Genomic DNA, 15,939 nt, shown 5'->3' with positions numbered 1-15,939 from the left:
GCTAAGCGGCGATCGATCCCTCGCGCGCTGGTTCGGGTATGACCTCGTCGGCGTGCGCCGCTTCGGACCAACCGGGCGGCCCGAAGATGTAACCGAGCCGCCCACGCCACGTATTCGCATGGCGCACATCGCTGATCAGCGCACCGAGCTCGTGATAGTTGACCTTCAGCGGGTTATCGGTGCCGATGTTCTTGGTGAGGCCGTAGCGGATGGGTTCGCTCTCCGCGGCGAAGCTGCCGAAGAGCCGGTCCCAGATGATGAAGACGCCGCCGTAGTTCTTATCGATATACGGCTGATTCGAACCGTGGTGGATGCGGTGGTGAGCCGGGGTGTTGAAGAGGAACTCGATCGGGCGCGGCAGCGTCCGGATGCGCTGGGTGTGGATCGGGAACTGATAGAGCAGCCCGATGGTCTGCAGCAGGAAGATCATCCACGCGGGCAGGCCGATCAAAGCCGCTGGCACCCAGGCGAATCCGCGCACGATGGTGGCCGCCGGATGCACCCACGGCAGGCGGATGGCGGTGGACAGATTGAAGTACTGACTGGAGTGGTGGACGCTGTGCGCGGTCCACAGCAGCCGCACCCGATGGTCGGCGCGGTGGGCCCAGTAGTAGCAGAAGTCGGTGACCACCAGGCCGAGCACCCACACCCACCATGTGGTCGGCGACAGGTGCAGCGGAGTGATCGCGGCCGCGACCACCACCGCCGAGAACGGAATCAGATACTGCAGCACCGGCTTCAGGAATCGGCCGAGCAGATAGGTTGCGACGTTGGAGGCCATATCCCGTCCGGAATGACCGTTGGCCGGACGATCCGGATCGCGGCGATAGTCGATCCACTCCACGAACATGAATACGGCGAACGCCGGTATGGCGTAGATGAATAGCTGCGCACCGATCACGATGGCTCCTCCGCTCTGCTGCTTCACTGCCACGTTACGGGCGCTGGCCTGGGCAAACATCGCGCTGTCGAGGGATTCGCGATCCCCCGGGCGGGGGATGCGCCGCGGCTGGCGCCCGGGCAGAGTTCGGTCCGAGGAATACGGGCGAACGCTGGGTAGGATCGCCCGCGGACGGCTCGACCCGGACTGTGCGAAGGTGGTGCGAACTGTTGGATGTGAGCAGATCGCTGGCCCGCCAATCGCTGGTGGTCGCTGGGGCGGCGGCTGCGGTCGATGCCGCGATGTTGACGGTGAACGGGATCTTCGCGGTGGCCCCATGGCAGGCCACCGCGGTGCTGATCGCCATCGTCGCGGCCGATCTCGCACTGGCCGCGCCGCCGCGCACCGCCGGTGCCGTGGCCTTGATCCAGGTGGCGCTGCGACTGGCCGAGGCCCTGGTGCTGAACCGGCACGGCTTCGCCGCACGCTTCGCCGATGTCGGATTCCTGGTGGCTGGATATCGGGCGGGCGCCTGGATGGTCGGTCCGAAGTCGGTGCTGACCGTCACCGCGATGTCCGCGGGCTTCGCGAGCGCGCATCTGCTGATCAGCAGCAATACCTCGCACGATTGGCGGCTGCTGCTGGCGTCTACGGTATCGGCCGGCGTGGTGCCGTGGCTGGTCGGCCGGTATACGGCAGCGCGCGGCGCGTATATCGCCGATCTCGAGCAGCAGGCCAAATTGCGCGAGCAGGAGCAGCGGACCGCACTCGCCCGTGCCGTCGCCGAGGAACGCGCGGCCATTGCCAGGGATCTGCACGATGTGATCTCCCATCACGTCAGCGCCATCGGCATCCACGCCGGTGCGGCCCGAATCGCCATGGCCGACACCGGGAATGCCGCCGCCACTCGCTCGCTGACGGCGGTGGAATCGAGTAGCCGCGCGGCCATGGTCGACCTGCGCCGCCAGCTCGATCTGCTACACGGGCGCGAGGAGGACGGCCAGCGGCAACCCGGACTCGCCGATATCGAGGATCTGCTGGAGCGGGTACACGCGGCCGGTCTGGCCGTGGAATTCACCGTGCGCGGTGCGGCCGTCGAGCTGCCGGATTCGCTGAACCTGACGCTGTATCGCATCGTGCAGGAGATGCTGACCAATGCGTTGCGCCACGGCGACGGCGCGCACGCGCAGCTGATCGTGGATTATCAGCCGAACCGGGTGGTGCTGGAGTCGATCAATCCGCTCGCCGACACCTCCGCAGTGGGCGGTACCGCGGAGCACCGTGGCCTCAGCGGTATTCGCCAACGTGCCGAATTATTCGGCGGCGAACTGCGATTCGGTCCGGATGAGGTGCAAAACCATTGGTACACCAGGGTTTCCCTGCCGATCGGAGGTTCGTGAACGCACCGGTCCGCGTATTGATAGCCGACGACCACAGCATGTTCCGTTCCGGACTGCGCGCGGTCGTCGACAGTCAGACCGATCTCGAATGCGTCGCCGAGGTCGGCGACGGCCGCAGCGCCATCACCGAAACCGCGCGGCTGCACCCGGACGTCGCGATTCTGGATGTGCGCATGCCGAAGCTGGACGGACTCGCGGCCACCGCGGCGATTATCGCGGCGGGCGGCACCCGCGTCCTCGTACTCACCACCTACGACAGCGATGCCAACCTCTACCGGGCGCTGCAGGCGGGAGCCAGCGGTTTCCTCTTGAAAAGCCTGCCGCCGGAGGAATTGGTGGCCGCCATCCGGATCGCGGCCCGTGGTGACGCCCTGATCGATCCGTCGATGACCCGACGGTTGATATCGCGGTTCGCGGGCACGCTCGCCCCGCCCGACACCCCGCCCGAGGTCGAACAACTCACCGCGCGCGAGCGAGAAGTGTTGCTGCTCTTGGCCGATGCGTGCAGCAATGCCGAGATCGCCGGGGCACTCGGCGTCGGCGAAGAGACGGTCAAAACCCACGTATCCCGGGTACTCGCGAAACTAGGTGTGCGCGACCGCATTCACGCCGTCGTCTACGCCCACAAGCACGGCCTCGTCCCTCCACACGGCCACTAGCAGGGCCGACCACTAGTGCACTCGCACCAAGCCTGCTGGCCCGATTACCCGGACACACCGTTGCGCGTGGTTAACCTGGCGACCGGTTCGCGCGATAATCTCCAGTGAAGCCCCGGACCATCCCCTTCGGCCCGGGGCTTCGCCGAGCATTGGAACTCATCGCATGGCAGGCTGGCACCCGTGTCTGAATCGCCGAATCTCACGGGTCAGGGCCGGATTGCCTCGGTACTGCGTTTCGCGACCGAGCTTATTGCCTGGGTCGCGACGCCATGGGCGCTGGCCGGGCATTCGGTTGTGCTGGCCGTGCTTTCGGTGGTTGTACTGATCGGGCTGCCCACCGTGTTCGCCACACCGGGTGACAAGAAGCAGGTGCTCGTCGCCGTACCGGGGTGGGGCACCATAGCGCTGGTGGTGCTGCAACTGGTTGCGGCGGTCACTGCCGCCTGGGTGGCCTGGCCGGTGTGGCTCGCCGTCCTCGTCGGTGTGCTGGCGGTGCTGGCGGTAATCGCGGAGTTGCCCCGCTGGCGCTGGCTGTGGCGCGCCGGGGGCGATAGCTCGCTATCCGGTGATGGTGGCGCGGACGAAATTGTGGTCTGAGAGGCCGTCGACCGACACTACCGACGCGTCCTGGACACCTGTGCCGCGCACGATCACATGGTCGATGAACTGCGATTTGGTGCCTGAGGTGCGCGGACGGGTCGGCGCGGAGGCAGGTGGCAGGTCGGCGACGGTGAAGTCGGGGCCCAGTGCGGCTGCCACGGCAGTGCGGTCGATATTGAAGTCGCCGAGTAGCACTGTAGCGCGGTCCGGTGCGGCGAGTTCGGCCAATCGGGCCAGCTGGCGGGCGCGGCGCAGATCACCGGTCACGTGGGTTGTCACGATGACCACGCCCGCCGTTTCGACCGCCAGTGCGCCATTGCCGGGATCGTTTTCGAAGGATTCGGCCGCGATTTCTCGGCCCGCTTCGTCGAGGACCAGGACGAGATGTTCGGTGGGATCTTGCAGCGGGGTGGTTCCGTTGCGTGGTCGCGGGACGCGCGGATAACGCAAGGCATGAATGTCCTTGTCGGACAGGGCCGATCGCAGACTCGCCAGTTGGTCGCCGCTGACCTCCTGTAGCGCGATGACCTGTTCGGGTCGTTCGGCGATCCAGGCGGTCACCGCGGCAATGCGCGCCGCCTCATCGGGCCAGTGGGTCGCAATATCGGAGCCCCAATTCTCATCGTGCACGCGGTGCAGGACATTCCAGCTGGCCACTGTGATCACAGTTCACGATGCTAATCCTCATCTGGTGGCGACCGTCTTGGCGAGCCGGACGGCCTCGTCCACATCGGTGACCGGATAGAGAGCGACCAGTGGTCCGAAGGCTTCTCCACGGGCGCAATCCATTTCAGCGGTTATACCGGTCAGCACCGCAGGCTCGAAGAAGATGGGACCGAGATCCGGCCGTGCCTTGCCGCCGTAACGACCATCGCGCCTTTGGATTTCGCGTCTCGACGACGGCCCGTGCAGCAACGCCGGTGTCTACGGCATCAACGACCTCGAGGTGGCCGAAAAGCTGCTGAGACAGCTGAAATCGGTCGTGTCGGTGTGAACTGGTCTTGTTGCGGGATGGTCCCTGAAAGTGGCTGTGGCCTAACCAAGATAGGGCTGGCCGCGTTGCTCGGCGTGGTGCTGCAGCCGGAGCCGAACGGTATCGTGCACCGGCACACCCGCGAGTTCGTCCAGGCCCAGGAATCGAACTTCTGTGGATTCGTCGCTGATCGTTATTCGGCCTCCGACAACACGACCGTAGTACGTAATATTGAACTCTTGCCGGACCTCGCCATCGGCATACGCGATGATGTGCTCGGGGTCGGTATAGATACCGAGCAATCCCGTGATCTCGATATCCAATCCCGACTCTTCTTTGGTCTCCCGGACCACGCACTGTTCCAGAGTCTCGCCGATCTCCATAACGCCGCCGGGCAGCGACCAGTTACCGGAGTCGCTACGGCGCTGCATGAGAATCGCGCCTTGGTCGTCGACAACCAGCGCCGATCCTCCCGGAACCAGACTGTTAGCCTTGGGCGCGTTCGGGTCTCGGTAGTAATCACGCCGTCTGCTCATATGGAGCTCCTGGAGAGTAGGGGCCACAGTTTCCCAGATCTGTTCGACTTGATCGGCGAATGACGAGAATATTCCGTGCGGAGAAAGTTGCCTCAGGTACAGGGCCGGGTGTTGATACCCTCGGGCCCGCACCAGATAGGGGGTGACAATCATCCGATCATCGAATCGGAATACAGAGTTGTAAAGATGCGTAGTATGCAATCCGATCCGGCAACCCGCGGTGTTTGTCAGTTGGCCGAGCATACTCAGTGAATTACGGATTCGACCAGGCAGCGTTCCGCGCATCTGTTCCAGATTGTCTCGCTCGGCGACGTGATCGCAATCGGGGTCTGCGAACCCCAGCCGGACCCGAGCGCCGCGTCGGCATTTGTCGGTGATGATGTCTGCTGCGTTCGGTAGCAGTTCGAGGACGAACGGATAGGCGTAGCCGATTATGTCGATTTGTTCGGTTGCCCCGAGCAGCAGTGATATCCACAAGTCGTTTGGGATATCGGCTCGGTGGGCGTACGCGCTGAGCACTTCGGCCGTCGCGGGTGCACCGGCACTCAGGTCCGGCCGTGTCTGTGGCCACAGCGTGGTCTCGGATTCGTTCAGCGCTTAAACGTCCCCTGCGCAGTTCAGGCGTCCGTGTCGTGGTCATAGCGTCGAAACCGGCCGCCTGGAGCTGGTGAAACGCCCCAGCTTCGGGCGGGCCTGCCAACCACTGTGAAGGGGATGAAATGCATAGGCGTTCAGGGCTGTACGAGAATTCGAGTGACATGACGGACCTGGCGGGATACAGCCTGGCTGCCGTCGTTGACACTTCCGGGCACACTGGCGCTGTCTATGAACTGGAAGCGGTGAACCCGCCCACCACATGGGCCGCCGCACCGCCCGGCGGCGACCCTGCGCACGCACGTCCCGTTCATTCGCTCACTATCGCCGAATCGCAGCGAATCATGCAGCAACACAAGGATTGTCGCGCAGTAGGTTGCCCGCGTAAGGCAACCGCACTGCGTTGCCTGGCCTATGCAGGCAAGTTCGTACCCGCAGCGGTGAGTCCCCGCGAACGCGCCGCCGCCCGCGGCTTGCCATTCCCACCGGCCGAACACGATTCGCCGATGCGGGTCGGCCCGGACCTGCGAACCCTGCTGGATGTTCTCGGCGGCCTGACCGATCCCGCCACCGACTGGCACGCGCTTGCCGCTCGGCTGTCTCCGAACAGCTCCGAGTCCGGCCCACCACGGTGATCGGCGTGGAGCGCCTCCGCCTGACCGAGATCGATGGCATGCGGGCAACCTGGCGACCCGATCGCCATCGAATCCTGATCGTGTCCGTGGACGATGCCACTGGTCACTTGCCGCTGGCGTCGCTCGGTCCGGGTAACTATCCCGATCTGGTACAGGCACGGGAACGATGGCCGAATCTCACGACATTGTGGGATGCGATCCGCCGGGACTTCTGGGCCGAACTCGCCACACCACAATCACATTCACGCCCATCGGGACATCGCGGTGATCGCCGAATCCACACCGCAACCACATGCACGCTCACCAGGATCTCCTGCTCTCGACGCGATCCGGACGTGGGTGGCTGCACTCGAGGCCGCTGCCGGTCCAGGCTGGCGTGTGCGACGTGAACCCAATCCACCCTATGGCTGGAATCTGGTGAACAAGCAGGACATTGTCATATGCAGCGGTAGCCTCGACAGGCTCGAGCAATGGTTGGAAACACGTGGACACGATGCGTCGACTCTGCGTCGAACCCGCCTGGCCCGCGTCGAAACCACCCTTCGTCGAGCGGGTGGTCCAACGCCAGCTGAAGCATCAAAATGCCTGTCGTCAAGTCAGATTCGAGCTACGCCCATCGGCTGGCTGACCTTGATACGCGGCGATGAAGCATCGTCGCCCTAGGTGGCGGCAGCCGGGTCTACCTGGAGCCCAACTCTATGCTCGATGTGGGTCGGGCACAGGTGGCATCGGGCAATGCGGGCGCTGGCCAGCCGGGGTGTGTTCACCGAACGGTCCTATCGCCGCTTCGCGTTCACCCCCATGGCCGACGCCCTGCGCGCCGATTCACCGACAACCGTGCGTCCGGTGCTGATGATGCTCGGCCACCCCGCGGTCTGGGCATCCCACGGCCAACTCGTCCATGCCGTCGAGACCGGTCGATCGGGTCATGAATTGGCGTACGGGACAACCGGATTCGACTCTCTGGACTGGGCCGACGAGCCCGCCCTGTGCATCCTGCATTCGGTACGGGCCGCGATCGTCCCGAACGGCAGGCTGCTGCTGATCGAATGCGTCGTCCCGCCGCAGCGACCGCGCGCACTTCAGCCTGTGGCTCGACGTCGAGGTCATGCTGTCCATCGGCGGCCGGGAACGCACTGCGGCCGAGTACGGCGACCTGCTTGCCCGCGGCGGCTATCAGTTGCGCCGGGTGGTCGCCACGGCCGGGCATTCGAATATCGAGGCGGTACCGGTCTAGAACTCGCCGCTGGTCGCCGGGTCGGCCAGCGCGCCCTCCGCGGTCCGTAATCGGTCGGTCAGCGCCGTGAGTAGGTCCATGGACTCGGTGGATAGTCCGAGTGCCAGCTGTACCAGGCGGCGGAGTGGCAAGCTCTTGATCTGACCGGCCACCAGAAGGTCGTGGTCACCAGGTCTATCGAGGTAGTCGAGATTCACGGCGCGGTTCTCACAATCTGTCAGCTGCGTCCGGATTACCCGTCGCTCCAGCGGTTACTCGCGCTACGGCAGGTACGGCCATCGGACCTCGATGCGCAGGTCATGCGGTTGGAACACCCCGGCACTGTGACACACATCGCACAGACCCATTCGCTGTGCCGTGGTCGAATGTTTCGCGGTTGATCATGGACATTAGCGTCTAATATTCCGGCAAGCGGAGGCTACCCCTCCGATCGACCCCTACCGAAGGGCAGAACAGTGGCGTTCGCGGACTATCAGAACGAGATCTACTTCGCGGCCCTCGGCGGACATGCCCCAGAGTTCCCGATGGACTTCGCGACGCTCGAGGCGAAGGCCTCGGCCGCACTGCCCGCAACGCTGTACTCCTATATCGCGGGCGGAGCCGGTGACGAGCTGACCCAGCGGCGCAATGTCGAGGCATTCGAGGACTGGGGCGTGGTGCCGCGGATGCTTGTCGGTGCGACGGAGCGCGACCTGTCGGTGGACGCCTGGGGACTCACCTTTTCCAGCCCGATCTTCATGTCCCCGGTCGGCGTGATCGGCTTGGTCGGCGATAAGCACGGTGATATCGCGGTCGCCGAGGCGGCGGCGAAATCCGGTGTGCCCGCGGTCTTCTCGACGCTCATGGAGGATCCGCTGGAGGAGGTCATCGGCCACGCCGATACGACGCCGAGCTTCTTCCAGCTGTACACGCCGAAGAATCGCGACTTGGCCGCGAGTCTGGTGAGCCGGGCCGAGGCGGCCGGATATCGCGGCATCACGGTCACCTTGGACAGCTGGGTTCCGGGCTGGCGGCCGCGTGATCTGTCGATCGGGAACTTCCCGCAGCTGCGCGGGCACGTGCTGAAGAACTACACCTCCGATCCCGTCTTCCAGAAGATGGTCGGCTCGGACGATCCGCAGTCCATCGTGCTGCACTGGGTGCAGACCTTCGGAAATTCGCTCACCTGGGACGATCTCGGGTGGCTTCGATCGCTGACCGAACTGCCGATCATCGTCAAGGGCATCTCCCATCCCGATGACGCGCGCCGCGCGATCGATGCGGGCGTCGACAGCATCTTCTGCTCGAATCACGGTGGGCGCCAAGCCAATGGCGGTCTCAGCTCGCTGGAGACGCTGCCCGGGGTGGTCGAAGCCGTCGCCGACCGCGTGCCGGTGCTGTTCGATTCCGGTGTGCGCTCGGGCAGCGACGTGATCAAGGCGCTCGGCCTGGGTGCGACGATGGTCGGCATCGGCCGCCCGTACGTGTACGGACTTGCGCTGGGCGGGGTTTCGGGTCTGGTACACGTGCTGCGGATGATTCTGGCGGAGGCCGATCTGCTCATGGCGGTCAACGGCTATCCGGATATCGCGGCGGTGCGCGAGAACATCCGGCCGAGGCGCTGAATCACGGTGTCATCAGGCTGATCAAGAATCGGGTCAGTACCTCGGTGATCCCGGCGAGGTCGGTCTGCTCGTCACCGGTGCTCCACTGATGTACCAGCGCGAGCAGTGCGCCGAGGTATCCGGTCACGGCGGTGTGGAACCCACCGGGTGGCACGAATTCGGGTCCGAGCGCCCGCCGCATCTGGTCCTCGAAGAAGGCCGTCCACAGCGCCCGCTGCTCCAGCCTGCGCTGCTCGACCCGCTCACCGACCCCGACGACCTCCACATGCGCGATCCTGGCCACGCGGGGGTCACGCCCGATCGACTCCGCATAGGCCCGCACCGCCGCCTGCGCCAGACCGACCGCATCACCCGTCACCGCCGCCGTCGCGGCGGTGACGGCCTGCCTGGCCTCGCTCTGGATCCGGTCGTACACCGCGATCAACAGATCCTCGCGGTTCTCGAAAAGCTCATAGAACTGGCTGCGTGCCAGTCCAGCCGCCCGGCACAGCGCGGTAATCGAACTGTTCTGGTAGCCGCTCTCCCCGAATACCGTCACCCCGGCGGCCAGAAACTGCTCTCGCCGCTGCGCACGGCGGTCGGCGACGGGCCGTCCGTCGTACATCCGCGATGAGCCGCCAGCAGTCATCCGAGGACAGTACCGGTCTTGCCGAGCGGTGTGCGCCGCACGCGGAGTGCCACTACCGTGGGGCGGCGAGTCCGGACCCCGATCGCTGGAGATGAGCGTGCCTGTATCGACGATCGATCATGTGGTGGCGCCGAACGCGGCGCCGACCGAGCCCGAACGCCGCACCATCCCCGCAACCGCGTTCTGGGTTATCTCGATCCTCGGAACGGTCGCCGGTGTGTACTACATCCACCAGGTGCGCGAAACGATGCAGGTGATGATGCATCTGATGGATCTGAGCGTCTATCAGATCGCCGGGCATCGGGTGGTCGACGGCGCCTCCATCTACGACACGCCACTGCTGGGCCACACCCGCGGCGTCTGGGAGTTCGTCTACACGCCGTTCGCCGCGCTGCTGTTCGTGCCGCTGGTCAATCTGCACGGTGACGTCTTCACCTATGTCGGCGCGTTCGGCAACTTCGCCATGCTGACGGCGTCGGTGTGGGCGGCGCTGTCGATGCTCGGCTATCGGCGCGACCTGCGGCTGGTGCTGCTGGGCGTGCCGATTGCCGGACTGCTGATGTGGTGCGAGCCGGTGCGCGAGACCATGGCCTTCGGTCAGATCAATATCTTCCTGCTGTTGCTGGTCATCGCCGATATGGCACTGCCGGATACTTCGCGCTGGAAGGGCGTGCTGACCGGGATTGCGGCAGGCATCAAACTCACCCCCGCCTTCTTCGTGGTCTATCTGCTGGTCACCCGCAGGTATCGGGCCGCCGTCACTGCCATGGGCGCGTTCGTGGCGACCGTTCTTATCGGTCTCTCGGCCATGACCAAGGATTCGCTGACCTTCTGGAGCGGCGCATTCGCCGACCCCAAGCGCGTCGGTGTACCGGAGAACCCACGCAACGAATCTCTGCGCGGCCTGCTCGCGCGGACCGTCGGCGTCGAGGGTGTGCACCAATTGCTCTGGCTGGCAGGCGCTTTCGTCATCGCGACGGCCTGCCTGTACCTGGCACGCCGACTGTCGTCGACCGGATACGAACTGCCCGCGGTGGTACTGGTCGGACTCACCACCACCGCCGTGTCTCCGTACAGCTGGGTTCATCACTGGGTCTGGCTCGCGCCGCTGCTGGTCTATCTGGCTGATCTCGCCCTGCGCAGGCGCGGTGTGGTCGCGTCGATCGGCCTGCTCATTGCGGTGGCGGTCGCATCGGGTGGTGTGATCGCCTTCTTCGACCCGACGATGAGCAGCATTTACGACTATCCCGCGGGGAGCCACCTCGCGACATTCGTCCACAACGGATACATCTGGCTGACACTCGCATTATTCGCGGCCGCCGCCGTTCAGCTGCGACGTTCGGCACGTGACGCGCTACCCGCCGTGGCGCGATAACCAGCGTCAGGACTCCGATGCGGGAGCCTCCGCCCTGTCCTGTTCTGCGACCGCCGCGGCGTGTCTGGCGCCCGAGCCCCAGCCGACGTGCAATTCGCTGCGCATGCGGTCGACCATATGCGGATAGTGCAGCTCGAATGCCGGTCGCTCGGACCGGATTCGGGGCAGTTCGTAGAAGTTGTGCCGCGGCGGCGGGCAGGTGGTGGCCCACTCCAGCGAGTTGCCGTAGCCCCACGGATCATCGACGGTGACAACTTCGCCGTAGCGGTAGCTCTTGAACACGTTCCAGATGAACGGCAGCATCGACGCACCGAGGACGAATGCGCCGATGGTGGAAACCGTGTTGAGCGCGGTGAATCCGTCGCCGGGCAGGTAGTCGGCGTAGCGGCGCGGCATGCCTTCGGCGCCCAGCCAGTGCTGCACCAGGAAGGTCAGGTGGAAGCCGACGAGTGTGGTCCAGAAGTGCCACTTGCCGAGTCGTTCGTCGAGCAATCGGCCGGTCATCTTCGGGAACCAGAAATAGATGCCCGCGAACGTCGCGAAGACGATGGTGCCGAAGAGCACGTAGTGGAAGTGTGCGACCACGAAATAGCTATCGGTGACGTGGAAGTCGAGCGGCGGGCTGGCCAGGATGACCCCGGACAGGCCACCGAAGAGGAACGTCACCAGGAAGCCCAGGGAGAACAGCATCGGCGTCTCGAAGGTCAGCTGGCCGCGCCACATGGTGCCGATCCAGTTGAAGAATTTCACGCCCGTCGGCACCGCGATCAGGAACGTCATGAACGAGAAGAACGGAAGCAGCACGGCTCCGGTGGCGAACATATGATGCGCCCATACCGCCACCGACAGCGCACCGATGGACAGCGTCGCATACACCAGCGTCGTGTAACCGAATAGCGGCTTGCGGCTGAATACCGGGAAGATCTCGGTGACGATCCCGAAGAATGGCAGCGCGACGATATACACCTCGGGATGTCCGAAGAACCAGAACAGGTGCTGCCACAACAGGACTCCGCCGGTGGCCGTGTCGTAGATGTGCCCGCCCAGGTGACGGTCGAAGGCCAGCGCCATCAGCGCCGCGGTCAGAATCGGGAAGGCGAGCAGGATCAGGATGCTGGTGACCAGGATATTCCAGGTGAATATCGGCATACGGAACATGGTCATGCCGGGGGCACGCAGGCAGATCACCGTGGTGATCATATTGACGCCGCCGAGGATGGTGCCGACACCGGAGACCGCCAAGCCCATGATCCACAGATCCGCACCCGCTGTCGGTGCGTGCTCGATGGTGCTCAGCGGGGTGTAACCGGTCCAGCCGAAGTCGGCGGCGCCGCCGGGCGTGACGAAGCCGGCCGTGGCGATGGTCGCGCCGAACAGGTACAGCCAGTAACTGAGAGCATTGAGCCGGGGGAACGCCACGTCCGGCGCACCTATCTGCAGCGGCAGCACGCAGTTGGCGAAGCCGAACAGGATCGGGGTCGCATAGAACAGCAGCATGATCGTGCCGTGCATGGTGAACAGCTGGTTGAACTGCTCGGTCGACAGGAACTGCATACCTGGGCGGGCCAGCTCGCCGCGCATCAGCAGCGCGATGAGACCACCGATGAAGAAGTAGGTCATCGCGGTGGTCAGATACATGACCCCGAGCACCTTCGGATCGGTGGTCGTGATCATTTTCCAGAAATAGGAGCCCTTCGGTCCGACCCGCTGTGGATAGGGCCGAACTACCTCTAGTTGAGTAGTGGTACTCACGGGCCGTCGCCACCTTCCGATCGCCGAGCAGCCTTGTCCGGATTATGCGCCTTTTCTATCTCCGACGTGCGCGGTTTTCCCCATTGCCGCCGTAGTGTCTGCTGCCACGGTATGAGTCCGGCTGCGACCACGGTGGGATGTGCGCCGGTCACGCGCGCCGTAGCTTGGAAACACGTAATCGCCGGACGCGGGGAGCGCAATGAGAGCTTGATGCGATGGGCGATGCCGCACGGCACGCCGGGACTGTTTCTTCGGCTGCAGGCGCCGAAGGGGAGATGGTCTCGCTGCTGGGCTCCGCCAACCGGGATCCGGCGGTATTCGCGGACCCGAACACCTTCGATATCGACCGCCCGAATGCGAAGGACCACCTGTCGTTCAGCAGCGGTGTGCATGCCTGCCTCGGCGCCGGCCTGGCCCGGATGGAGGGCGCGATGGCCCTGCGGACTTTGTACGAGCGGTTCCCGGGTCTTCGGATCGTGGGTGACGCGCCGCACCGTGAATTGGCGAATTTGCGTGGCTACCAGCGTATTCCGGTTGCGTTCGGTTCGGCCCGCACACAAGATCCGGTGACGCTGTGAACGCCGCAAGCGTTGGTGTGCCGCATATCACGAGTAACGGCTAACGCTTGGCTAACGATTGTCCGGAGTGTGGGGACGCACATGGTCACCGCATTCGGATCGAGCCGCAGGGAGGGCATTGCCGATGGATACCGCAACGGCCCCAACGTTTTTCGAAGATGTCATCGAATCGCTGGACGCACTGCCCGGCTGCACCTTCCGCTTCGACAATGTGCCCTGCCGACATCGCGCCGAATGGCATATCCGCAAACGTCCCTGCTGCCAGCGCAGCGGCGTCGACCTCATGTGCGACACCTGCTATTTCCGCATCCATGGTTTCTTCGCCATGGGCGTGCGATTCCGTTGCGCCGGTTGCGGTGCGCTCTCGGACACCTTCGGTGCCATGTATCCCGTCGCCGTCCGGCTGTGACGCCTGCCGGATCCGCGATGTGAGCTGCGTCGCATCGTCTGCGGCCCGGGAACCAGCATCGGGCCGCGGCCGACCTGTGTGCGAGGGCCGGCTCCTCCATTGCCCATTCGGTACCGAGGATTGGTGGAATACGTGCAGGTCAAGCGCTCGCTCGACCACCTCTTCTGGCTGATCGCGGCGCTCGTCGCCGGTGCGCTCGCGCTGCTCTCGGTGCTCGCGGCCGGCGATATGCCCTACCGGTCGGCGGGTATCGCCTATCCCGGGTTCCTGGATGTCCTGCTCTATGTCGCGCTGCGGCTGGTGGCCGCGCTGGCGGGCGCGCTCACCCTCGGCGCGTTGATCTACGCGCTGTGCTGCACCGTTGTCACCGCGCGCGGCCGGGTCGACGTGGACGGGTATGCCGGGGTCCGGGTGGCGGAGCGGGCGAGTCCGGTGTGGCTCGTCTCGGCGCTGGTCCTGATTCCGGTGAGTGCGGCGAATGCGGGTGGGCTGTCGATGAGTGCCGTGCTGGAGCGGGGCGCGATCGGCGCGCTGATCGATGCGAGCGAGAAGCCGAAGGCCTGGATCGTGGTCGCGGTGCTGGCCGGTGTCGTCGCGCTGGTGACGCGGCTGACGTTGGCGTGGACCGGACTGGTGGTGCCGACCGTGCTGGCGCTGATCGCGGTACTACCGCCCGCAATGGTCGGCAATGCCGGGGAGGGGCCGAATCACGACTTCGGCACCGGCGCGATGATCATCTTCCAACTGGCGGTCTCGGTGCTGCCGGGGCTGGCGTGGTGTGTGGCGGCGCAGGTGCGGCGCAACGGTTTCCAGGTAGCGACCGCGGTTCGGCGATACGTGCTCATCGGGTCGTTGTGTCTCGCCGCGGCCACGCTCAGCGGGTTGGTGCTCGGTGCCATCCTGTTGCCGTGGTCGGCGCTGTTCAGCACCGGCTACGGTCGACTCGCCGTGGTGGTCGTCGTATCGGCGGTCGCCATCGCGATCATGCTGAGAAGGGTTACCGCCGAACATGTTTCGAGCACCGTGATCTCAGGTACCGGCACGCTGTCCGTAGTGGCGACGGCCGCACTGGTGTCGATGGCCGTCCAACCGGCTCCGGCCTTCGCCGATCGCTCGTTCACCGCGCAGGAGGTATTTCTCGGTTTCGATCTGCCGGGGCAGGCCGACGTCTGGCGGCTGATGACCATGTGGCGCTTCGATATCGTCCTCGGTACTGCCGCTCTGGCCGGTATGGTGCTGTACGCCACCGGGGTGCTGCGGATGTGGCGGCGCGGCGACACCTGGTCGCCATGGCGCACGCTGTCGTGGACGACTGGCTGTGCGGCCCTGCTGATTTCGACATCGTCGGGCATCGGCACCTACGGCTATGCCATGTTCAGCATGCACATGATCACGCATATGGCGCTCAATATGTTCGTGCCGGTGCTGCTGGTGCTCGGTGCGCCGGTGACTCTGCTGTTGCGCACCGTCCCCGCCGCAACCAAGGACGCGGTTCCCGGTGTGCGCGAATGGGTGCTGTGGATTCTGCATTCCCGCCCGACCGCGATCCTGGCCCACCCCGGCACCGCGATCACGGCATTCGTGCTCTCGCTCTACGGCCTGTACTTCACGCCGCTGTTCCAGAACCTGATCCGCTACCACTGGGGGCACGTCTTGATGAACGTGCACTTCCTGATCATCGGCTATCTGTTCTACTGGGCCATCATCGGCATCGACCCGGGTCCGCGCCGCCTGCCGCATCTGGGTCGGCTCGGTATGTTGTTCGCCATCATGCCTTTTCACGCCTTCTTCGGCGTCGCGGTGATGTCGATGAACACCGTCATCGGCGAGCGCTTCTACGAACAACTCCAATTGCCCTGGCATATGGACCTGATGGCCGACCAGCGGGTCGGTGGCGGCATTGCCTGGGTCTCCGGCGAAATCCCGATCCTGCTCGTGGTCGGTGCGCTGCTGACCCAGTGGGTGGCCCAGGATCGCCGCACCGCGGTGCGCACCGATCGCAAGGACGACGAGTACGGAGACTCCGAACTCGCCGCCTACAACGCCATGTTGGAGAAGCTGGCGCAGTCGCGTCGCTGA

The 15,939-nt window shown here is 64.9% G+C and carries 16 protein-coding genes and 1 pseudogene; 10 read left to right on the top strand and 7 right to left on the bottom strand.

Annotated features, from left to right (window positions below; all coding sequences use genetic code 11):
* Position 1 precedes the first annotated feature (1 nt).
* Positions 2-901, bottom strand: coding sequence for a sterol desaturase family protein (locus ACZ60G_RS00270; RefSeq protein WP_465805951.1), 900 nt, complete (start codon positions 899-901; stop codon positions 2-4).
* A 215-nt stretch (positions 902-1,116) separates the two neighbouring features.
* On the opposite strand from ACZ60G_RS00270, the gene ACZ60G_RS00265 reads away from it, so the two are divergent.
* The 3 genes from ACZ60G_RS00265 to ACZ60G_RS00255 all read left to right on the top strand — a co-directional run bounded on the left by ACZ60G_RS00265 (position 1,117) and on the right by ACZ60G_RS00255 (position 3,536).
* Complete coding sequence (locus ACZ60G_RS00265; protein ID WP_465806700.1) at positions 1,117-2,280, top strand: sensor histidine kinase; 1,164 nt, start codon at positions 1,117-1,119, stop codon at positions 2,278-2,280.
* Complete coding sequence (locus tag ACZ60G_RS00260; RefSeq protein WP_465805949.1) at positions 2,277-2,939, top strand: response regulator; 663 nt, start codon at positions 2,277-2,279, stop codon at positions 2,937-2,939. The genes ACZ60G_RS00265 and ACZ60G_RS00260 overlap by 4 nt, the downstream gene beginning before the upstream one ends.
* Positions 2,940-3,119: 180 nt before the next feature.
* Positions 3,120-3,536 (top strand): hypothetical protein, encoded by a 417-nt coding sequence (locus tag ACZ60G_RS00255; protein WP_465805947.1) that lies wholly within the window; start codon positions 3,120-3,122, stop codon positions 3,534-3,536.
* Here the strand turns inward: ACZ60G_RS00255 and ACZ60G_RS00250 are convergent.
* The 3 genes and pseudogenes from ACZ60G_RS00250 to ACZ60G_RS00240 form a co-directional block, all read right to left on the bottom strand.
* Positions 3,498-4,205 (bottom strand): endonuclease/exonuclease/phosphatase family protein, encoded by a 708-nt coding sequence (locus ACZ60G_RS00250; RefSeq protein ID WP_465805945.1) that lies wholly within the window; start codon positions 4,203-4,205, stop codon positions 3,498-3,500. The genes ACZ60G_RS00255 and ACZ60G_RS00250 overlap by 39 nt on opposite strands.
* A gap of 39 nt (positions 4,206-4,244) precedes the next feature.
* Positions 4,245-4,432 (bottom strand): annotated as a pseudogene (locus tag ACZ60G_RS00245) (aldehyde dehydrogenase family protein); the annotation flags it as partial.
* 142 nt (positions 4,433-4,574) lie between these two features.
* Positions 4,575-5,567 carry an NUDIX domain-containing protein gene (locus ACZ60G_RS00240; RefSeq protein WP_465805943.1) on the bottom strand — a complete coding sequence of 331 codons (993 nt, stop codon included), beginning with the start codon at positions 5,565-5,567 and terminating at the stop codon, positions 4,575-4,577.
* 239 nt (positions 5,568-5,806) lie between these two features.
* Between ACZ60G_RS00240 and ACZ60G_RS00235 the strand changes: the two genes are divergently transcribed.
* Positions 5,807-6,277: a hypothetical protein gene (locus ACZ60G_RS00235; protein WP_465805941.1), complete on the top strand. Its 471-nt coding sequence runs from the start codon at positions 5,807-5,809 to the stop codon at positions 6,275-6,277.
* A 1,108-nt stretch (positions 6,278-7,385) separates the two neighbouring features.
* Positions 7,386-7,514: a hypothetical protein gene (locus ACZ60G_RS00230; protein WP_465805939.1), complete on the top strand. Its 129-nt coding sequence runs from the start codon at positions 7,386-7,388 to the stop codon at positions 7,512-7,514.
* On the opposite strand, the gene ACZ60G_RS00225 is transcribed toward ACZ60G_RS00230, so the two are convergent.
* Positions 7,511-7,711 carry a hypothetical protein gene (locus tag ACZ60G_RS00225; protein ID WP_063041321.1) on the bottom strand — a complete coding sequence of 67 codons (201 nt, stop codon included), beginning with the start codon at positions 7,709-7,711 and terminating at the stop codon, positions 7,511-7,513. The two genes, ACZ60G_RS00230 and ACZ60G_RS00225, sit on opposite strands and share 4 nt — an antisense overlap.
* Before the next feature lie 258 nt (positions 7,712-7,969).
* On the opposite strand from ACZ60G_RS00225, the gene ACZ60G_RS00220 reads away from it, so the two are divergent.
* Positions 7,970-9,118, top strand: coding sequence for an alpha-hydroxy-acid oxidizing protein (locus ACZ60G_RS00220; RefSeq protein WP_465805937.1), 1,149 nt, complete (start codon positions 7,970-7,972; stop codon positions 9,116-9,118).
* A 1-nt stretch (position 9,119) separates the two neighbouring features.
* Here ACZ60G_RS00220 and ACZ60G_RS00215 read toward each other — a convergent pair whose 3' ends face one another.
* Positions 9,120-9,746: a TetR/AcrR family transcriptional regulator gene (locus tag ACZ60G_RS00215; RefSeq protein ID WP_465805936.1), complete on the bottom strand. Its 627-nt coding sequence runs from the start codon at positions 9,744-9,746 to the stop codon at positions 9,120-9,122.
* A 97-nt stretch (positions 9,747-9,843) separates the two neighbouring features.
* Between ACZ60G_RS00215 and ACZ60G_RS00210 the strand changes: the two genes are divergently transcribed.
* Positions 9,844-11,121: a glycosyltransferase 87 family protein gene (locus tag ACZ60G_RS00210; protein ID WP_465805934.1), complete on the top strand. Its 1,278-nt coding sequence runs from the start codon at positions 9,844-9,846 to the stop codon at positions 11,119-11,121.
* Between the two features lie 6 nt (positions 11,122-11,127).
* On the opposite strand, the gene ctaD is transcribed toward ACZ60G_RS00210, so the two are convergent.
* Positions 11,128-12,873, bottom strand: a complete 1,746-nt coding sequence (gene ctaD / locus ACZ60G_RS00205; protein ID WP_465805932.1) for an aa3-type cytochrome oxidase subunit I — start codon at positions 12,871-12,873, stop codon at positions 11,128-11,130.
* A 275-nt stretch (positions 12,874-13,148) separates the two neighbouring features.
* On the opposite strand from ctaD, the gene ACZ60G_RS00200 reads away from it, so the two are divergent.
* The 3 genes from ACZ60G_RS00200 to ACZ60G_RS00190 all read left to right on the top strand — a co-directional run bounded on the left by ACZ60G_RS00200 (position 13,149) and on the right by ACZ60G_RS00190 (position 15,939).
* The gene (locus tag ACZ60G_RS00200; RefSeq protein WP_465805930.1) at positions 13,149-13,451 is read left to right on the top strand and encodes a cytochrome P450; all 303 of its coding nucleotides are present in this window, start codon (positions 13,149-13,151) and stop codon (positions 13,449-13,451) included.
* Positions 13,452-13,575: 124 nt separating this feature from the next.
* Positions 13,576-13,860 (top strand): hypothetical protein, encoded by a 285-nt coding sequence (locus ACZ60G_RS00195; RefSeq protein ID WP_465805929.1) that lies wholly within the window; start codon positions 13,576-13,578, stop codon positions 13,858-13,860.
* 123 nt (positions 13,861-13,983) lie between these two features.
* Positions 13,984-15,939 carry a cytochrome c oxidase assembly protein gene (locus ACZ60G_RS00190; protein WP_465805928.1) on the top strand — a complete coding sequence of 652 codons (1,956 nt, stop codon included), beginning with the start codon at positions 13,984-13,986 and terminating at the stop codon, positions 15,937-15,939.

The organism is Nocardia sp. NPDC102475 (genome assembly GCF_055584605.1).
This window is presented reverse-complemented; position numbering and strand designations above follow the sequence as displayed.

Bases quoted from the DNA above. Each gene is read 5' to 3' on its own strand.
- ACZ60G_RS00215 (WP_465805936.1), bottom strand. From the start codon at position 9,746: ATGACTGCTGGCGGCTCATCGCGGATGTACGACGGACGGCCCGTCGCC.
- ACZ60G_RS00235 (WP_465805941.1), top strand. From the start codon at position 5,807: ATGACGGACCTGGCGGGATACAGCCTGGCTGCCGTCGTTGACACTTCC.
- ACZ60G_RS00230 (WP_465805939.1), top strand. From the start codon at position 7,386: ATGCTGTCCATCGGCGGCCGGGAACGCACTGCGGCCGAGTACGGCGAC.
- ACZ60G_RS00195 (WP_465805929.1), top strand. From the start codon at position 13,576: ATGGATACCGCAACGGCCCCAACGTTTTTCGAAGATGTCATCGAATCG.
- ACZ60G_RS00200 (WP_465805930.1), top strand. From the start codon at position 13,149: ATGGTCTCGCTGCTGGGCTCCGCCAACCGGGATCCGGCGGTATTCGCG.